General features: G+C 58.5%; 5 protein-coding genes and 1 pseudogene. All 6 read left to right on the top strand.

Annotated features, from left to right (window positions below; all coding sequences use genetic code 11):
* The coding region (locus K5905_RS25655) for a phage protein Gp27 family protein (protein WP_297589448.1) at positions 1-297 on the top strand (297 nt) is incomplete at its 5' end.
* Positions 294-2,105, top strand: a complete 1,812-nt coding sequence (locus K5905_RS25650) for a terminase family protein (protein ID WP_297589446.1) — start codon at positions 294-296, stop codon at positions 2,103-2,105. The genes K5905_RS25655 and K5905_RS25650, both read left to right, overlap by 4 nt.
* On the top strand, positions 2,083-3,657 hold the full coding sequence (locus tag K5905_RS25645; protein ID WP_297589443.1) for a DUF935 domain-containing protein: 1,575 nt from the start codon (positions 2,083-2,085) through the stop codon (positions 3,655-3,657). The genes K5905_RS25650 and K5905_RS25645 overlap by 23 nt, the downstream gene beginning before the upstream one ends.
* A 2-nt stretch (positions 3,658-3,659) precedes the next feature.
* Positions 3,660-4,445: a phage minor head protein gene (locus K5905_RS25640; protein WP_297589441.1), complete on the top strand. Its 786-nt coding sequence runs from the start codon at positions 3,660-3,662 to the stop codon at positions 4,443-4,445.
* A gap of 248 nt (positions 4,446-4,693) precedes the next feature.
* A pseudogene (locus K5905_RS25630) lies at positions 4,694-5,738 on the top strand (phage protease).
* The coding region (locus K5905_RS25625) for a hypothetical protein (protein ID WP_297589436.1) at positions 5,735-5,917 on the top strand (183 nt) is incomplete at its 3' end. The pseudogene K5905_RS25630 and the gene K5905_RS25625, both read left to right, overlap by 4 nt.

Genomic DNA, 5,917 nt, shown 5'->3' with positions numbered 1-5,917 from the left:
GCCGAAGCCTCTGATGATCTCACCTTGATCGCGGCTGAAGCCATCAAGACACTCACCTTCGAACTTCTGACCGATGCTGGTGAAAGCGGCATGGCACCAAAAGATGCGATGAGCCTTGCCAACGCACTGCGCGCAGCTTGTCAGGCTCAAGGCGTCTCCACACAGCGCCGGCTGAAGGTCGAGAAGGAATTCGCTGAGAAAGCGAGCGAAGCGGTTGAGAAGGTTGCCAAGGTCAAGGGCATCACCACTGAGACCGCCGAAGCCATCAAGGCGCAAATTCTGGGTGTCAGGAAATGAATGCGCCGATCTCCAAGGAACAATGGGTGGAGCTGCGCCGGCAGACCGAAACCTCGATCGACGATATTGCCGCAGAAGTCGGTCTGCCGAACGTCCTTTTGAACTATCAGTCCAAAGCGGTGAGACTTCTTGACAACACCGGTGTCGAAGTTCTGTTCATCGAGAAGTCCCGCCGAATTGGAATGACATGGGGACTGGCTTCAGTCGCGGTGTTGAAAGCTTCAAAGGCAAAGAGCGCCGGCGGCATGGACGCACTCTACATTTCCTATTCGCAGGAAATGACGCGTGAGTTCATCGACGCATGCGCCATGTGGGCGCGCGCCTATGCCGTCGCCGCTGTGTCGCAAGACGAATATGTGTTTGAAGACACGGATCCTGAAAATCCAGACGAGACCCGTGAGATCCAAGCTTTCCGGATCCGCTTCGCATCCGGCTTTGAAGTTGTCGGCCTGAGTTCTTCCCCGCGTTCCCTGCGCGGTAAGGAAGGGCTTCTCATCATCGATGAGGCAGCCTTTGTCGATAATCTAAAAGAGCTTATCAAAGCCGGTATGGCCTTCCTGACGTGGGGCGGTCAGGTCGTTGTCGTTTCCACTCATGACGGCACAGAGAACGAGTTCAACGTCCAGATCCAGGACATTCTGGGCAAACGGTCGCCATACGAACACATGAAGGTGGACCTGGACGACGCGCTGAAGGACGGTCTTTACCAGCGCATCTGCCTTGTGAAGGGCAAGGATTGGACGCCAGAAGGCGAAGCTGAGTGGCGGCAGAAGCTCATCGACAACTATGGCGAAGGCGCGGACGAGGAACTGTTCTGCATTCCCACCATGGGATCCGGCTCCTGGCTGACGGCACCACTCATTGAAGCCCGGATGAAAAAAGGCGCTCCGGTGTTGCGGCTGGAGCTGCCGAACGACTATTTGCACAAGTCAACGCTTGAACAGGCCGTGCTGATGGCTCCCTTCATGGCTGAGCTGACTATCGCGCTCGATAAGCTTCCGAAAAACGTCAAGTATGCCTTCGGGTTCGACTTTGCCCGTGTCGCCGATTTGACGGTCGGATGCCTGCTTTCGATCGAGACGGATTTGAAACGGCGTGAACGGCTGTCCTTCGAATTGCGCAATGTTCCGGGGCAAGAGCAAAAGGACATTGTGCGGAAGGTTCTTGAGCATGTTCGCGCCCAGCTTGTCGGGGCGGCATTCGATGCCACCGGCATGGGCTGGACGGTTGCTGAAGACATGGGCCGTATTTTCGGCCTGCGCGAGGATCCGGTAGAAGGTGCCGGCCTTGTCATGCCGATCAAGTTTTCAGAGACCTGGTACCGGCTGGAAATGCCACCGCTCAAAGTCGCTTTTGAAGACGATGCGATCGAGCTTGGCGCGGACAGCGAGCATGTCACGGATCTCAGATCGGTAAAGCTGATCAGAGGTATTCCGCGTGTGCCTGAAGCCCGGACAACGGAGAAGGGCGAGGAAGGCAAGAAGGCCGGTAAGAAACGTCACGGTGACTATGCTATTGCGCTCGCCCTGGCACACTATGCCAGCCGCATGCGCTGGCGTGAGTTCGATTACAAGCCCGTGCCGCCCCCCAAAAGCAAGTTCGATGAAACCTCGAACCATGGCAAGGACGATGCCCCGTATCGAATGGGCAGCTTGCGCAAGTCCCGAGGCATTTTCGGCCACGTTCCCCCATGGCCGCAGCGGCGGCTGGATCAGTGCCGGCCGCGCCATCGGAACCACGCCGCCAGAACCTTGCCCTCACGATCGACAGAAAGAGACTTGAACCATGGCACCGCCGCAGCTTGTTGATCAATATCTCCGCCCTGTTTCGTCCAAGTCGCTAAAGACCGAACAGGCTGGACCGACCGTCCAGGCGATCCATCGCCATAATGTGATGCATCCGGCAAGCGGACTGACACCGCCCCGGCTGGCGAACATCCTGCGCGAAAGCATTGACGGGGATCCGGAGCACTATCTGGCGCTCGCCGAGGACATGGAAGAACGCAACGAGCATTATGCCGGTGTTCTGGGAACCAGAAAGCGGCAGGTGTCGAGCCTTGACATCACGGTGGAAGCCGCCAGCGACAATGCGGACGATGTTCGAGACGCGGATCTTGTCCGGGAAGCAATCGAGAGGGATGTCTTCAGGGACGAGCTGTTCGACATCCTGGACGCGATCGGCAAGGGCTTTTCTGCCACCGAAATCCTATGGGACACCTCGGAAGGCCAGTGGCGGCCGAAAGCCTTCAAATGGCGGGATCCACGCTGGTTCCGTTTTCACGACGATGACGGCGAGACGCTTCTCCTTAGAACACCCGGTGGTGACGAACCTCTAAAACCCTATGGTTGGATTACTCATTTCGGCAAAGCCAAGTCTGGTTTACCGATCCGGGGCGGTCTGGCGCGGGGTGCCGCCTGGGCGTTCCTGTTCAAATCCTTCACCTTGAAGGATTGGGCGATCTTCTGCGAGGCTTACGGTCAACCGCTTCGGGTGGGCAAATACGGGCAGGGGGCCACGGAAGAAGACAAGGCCGTCCTGATGCGGGCGGTCGCAAACATCGGAGCTGACTTCGGCGCGATCATCCCGGAAAGCATGATCATAGATTTTCTTCAGGCAAAGCTGTCCGGCACCCATGAGCTCTATGAGAAGCGGGCGAACTGGTTCGACCGGCAAACGTCGAAGCTGGTTCTTGGGCAGACCCAGACGACAGACGCAGACGCAGGTGGTTATGCCACTGCCAGCGTTCACGACGGTGTCCGCGAAGATATCGAGCAGGCCGATAGCCGACAGGTTTCTGCAACCCTCAACCGAGATCTTGTTCGGCCGCTTGTCAGTCTCAATCATGGCCCGCGCAAGAAGTACCCAAAGATAACGGTCGGCCGGCCGGACGAAGTTGACGTCAAGATGCTGGTGGAAAATGTTGCTACGCTTATGCCGTTCGGGCTGAAGGTCGGCATGTCCACCATGCGTGACAAGATCGGCGTACCGGAACCGGACAAGGACGAAGAGCTGCTGACCCCACCGTCTGCCGTTAGCCAAGAGGACCCGGCCGATCCTGAAGCCGAACCGGAGAAACCGACTAAGGTGCAAGCCTTCAGATCGAGCCCGCCCATACGCGAGCCGGATGCGATCGACCGGGCGATCGATGGCATCCTGGCTGATGAGGGCTGGGAGCCTCTGGTTGCCCCGGTGATTGAAGGTCTGGAAGAGGAACTGGCGGAAGCAACGTCGATCGAGGAAGCGCGCGAGATCTTCCAGCGCCGCCTTGAGACCATGGGTGTCACGTCCCTCGCAGACAAGCTCGCTCAAGCCAGCTTTGCCGCGCGGATCTCCGGTGAGGCCGGGGAGGACCGGGACTGATCATGGCGGCACATTACACACCCTTGCCACCACGGGCCGCGATCGCGGCGCTTCGGGCACGCGGCGGCAATCTTCAGCCTACCTTTGCGTGGCAGGATGTTTATGCTGAAGATCACGCGGCCATGTTCACGGTCGCGAAATCCACGGGGCACGATATCTTGAGCGACATATGGAACGCACTTCTAAAGGCTCTTGAAAACGGCGAAACCTTCGAGACCTTTGCCCGGCGGATCAAGCCGGAACTGGTCAGGAAAGGTTGGTGGGGCGAAGCGATCGAAGAGGACCCTGAGACCGGAGAACCGACAAAGGTGCGTCTTGGATCGATGCGCCGGCTGCGAACCATCTTCGATGCCAACATGAATGTGTCTTACGCGGCCGGACAGTGGTCCCATTTCGAGGAGCTGAAATCCAGCCGGCCGTTCTTGCGTTATGTCGCTGTCGATGATGGTTTGACCAGGCCGGAGCATTGGCGGCTTCACAATCTGGTCTTGCCCGTTGATCATCCGTTCTGGGTAATCTATGCAGCGCCCAATGGATGGAACTGTCGCTGCACGATGCAAAGCCTGTCACAGCGCGATATCGATCGGCTCATTGCCGAGGGCGAGGAACTGAAATTCGAACCGCCTCCGATTTCCTATTCGTCCTGGACGAACAAGCGCACGGGTGTAGTTCGGCAGATCCCGGACGGCATCGATCCGGGCTGGGATTACAATCCCGGCAAGGCCGGACATGCAGCCACGATGGAAAAGCTTTTGGCACGCGTCCCGCCCGAATTTCCCGATCCTTAAATAAACGGCCATAGAAGCCGCTGGAGGCGTTTTTGCGCATGGTGACACCGGCGAAAGGGCAAATGCGCGCTGGTGCTGTTTAATGCCTGTTTAATTTTGATCCTGAATTGACGGCTCACCCCTGAATGGCGGGTGGCGCTTTCAAATCCGGTCTGATACCGTTGAAACGCTCCCCATAAATCAAAAAAGAGCTACGGCTGACAGCTGTCAGCCCCGTCATGCGTTTGGGCCGGTTCTAGCTTGGCCCCATGAAAAACGACGCCGCTCACCTCTTCATTGCCGCTTCCGATCCTGTCGCCGCTGAAACTAGCGGTGCCTGGATGAAGCTCATGCCGGCCGGGACCTTCAAGGCACGCGACGGCCGTGGTCCCTTCCATGCTGGCGACAGCCAGTCCATGGAAGCGATCGTGCGCCGGACAGAAAGCTTCCTCGGCGATACGGAATTGATGGTCGATTACGACCATCAGGTGCTCTCAACCGGCAAGGCAGGCGGCTAAGGCTGCCGGCTGGATCAAGGAATTCCAGGTTCGCGAAGACGGCATTTACGGCCTGGTTGAATGGACCGACGCCGCAGCTGCTGCGATCGGGGCGAAAGAGTATCGGTATCTGTCACCGCTCTTCGGCACTGACAAAAAGGGCCGTGTCGTCCGCTTCGCCAATGTCGCCCTGGTGAACATGCCGGCAATCGACCTTGAGGCAATTGCCGCCAACGCTCAGTTCCCTCCCACCAAAGGACCCATCATGGACAAAGACCTTCTGGAAGCCCTCGGCTTGTCCGAGGGGGCTTCGGAAGCCGACGTTTTGGCGGCTATCCAAGCCTTGCAATCCGGCACGTCCGCGATCGCCCTTGCTGCCGGCCTCGACAAGGACGCCGACAGCGAGACGATTGCGGCTGCCGTAACTGCGTTCGCTGCGCAGGCAACGGCGGACGATGCCAAACCCGATCCGGCCAAATATGTGCCGGTTGAACAGGTCGAGGCTCTGCAAGCCACCCTGACGGCCTTGACCGACAAGATTGACGGCAAGGACGCCGAAACTGCCGTAGCTGCTGCGATCGAGCAAGGCAAGCTCGCACCGGCGCTCAAGGACTGGGGGCTCGAGTTTGCCAAAACCAACCTTGAGGGCTTCGAAGCGTTCACCGCCAAAGCGCCGGTCCTGACTGGTGCGCAGCTTGGCAACACCCCGAAAACCGAAGGCGACCCGGATCTTGACGCCACGGATCTTCAAGTCATGTCCCAGATGGGCTTGAGCCGTGAAGAGATGGTCGCTTCGAAGAAGGACCTTGACGCATGACCGCTCTTGCAACTGACCGCCGCACGCCGGAGCGGTCCGGAGATGTCCGGGAATTTCCGGCAGCAGCCAGCACCGTTCTTTATGCCTGTGCCATGGTGGCGCTCAATGCCTCCAATTACCTCGTACCGTTTTCAACAGCCACCGATCTGGTTGCTGTCGGCCGGAACGAAGCCCGCGTC

Source organism: Roseibium sp., from assembly GCF_025698965.1.
Taxonomy (GTDB): Bacteria; Pseudomonadota; Alphaproteobacteria; order Rhizobiales; family Stappiaceae; genus Roseibium.
This window is presented reverse-complemented; position numbering and strand designations above follow the sequence as displayed.